Source organism: Rhizobium ecuadorense (genome assembly GCF_001187535.1).
Taxonomy (GTDB): Bacteria; Pseudomonadota; Alphaproteobacteria; order Rhizobiales; family Rhizobiaceae; genus Rhizobium; species Rhizobium ecuadorense.
On record NZ_LFIO01000205.1, the window covers coordinates 1 to 317 of the forward strand.

Here is a 317-nt window from a genome sequence, read left to right on the forward strand (position 1 = left end):
GGCGCGCATTGAAGAAATGCTGGTGGGTCGGACCGCCGAGATTGTCATCGACCATGCCGCCCCATGGATAGGTTTCGCCGGTCGCGACCGCCGCCGTCTGGATGATGCCGGTGAGCTTGGCTTCGAGTTGGATCGTGCCGTCCTGGTAGAGATACCAGTAGAAGCCGTAATCGTAGTTGCCGACGGTTGCGAAGAAGGAGATGACGAGTCGGCGCGAACGGCGCACTTCGAAAATACCGTTGCGGAATTCGTAATGCTTCCAGAGGATGCCGTAATCTTCCTCATGCATGCAGATGGCGTTCTTCATGGTGAAGGGC

At 57.4% G+C, this 317-nt stretch carries 1 protein-coding gene; it reads right to left on the reverse strand.

The features are described from left to right. Positions 1-317 (reverse strand): copper amine oxidase (locus tag AF337_RS04755; RefSeq protein WP_483150615.1); only part of this gene is annotated, 317 nt, incomplete at both ends.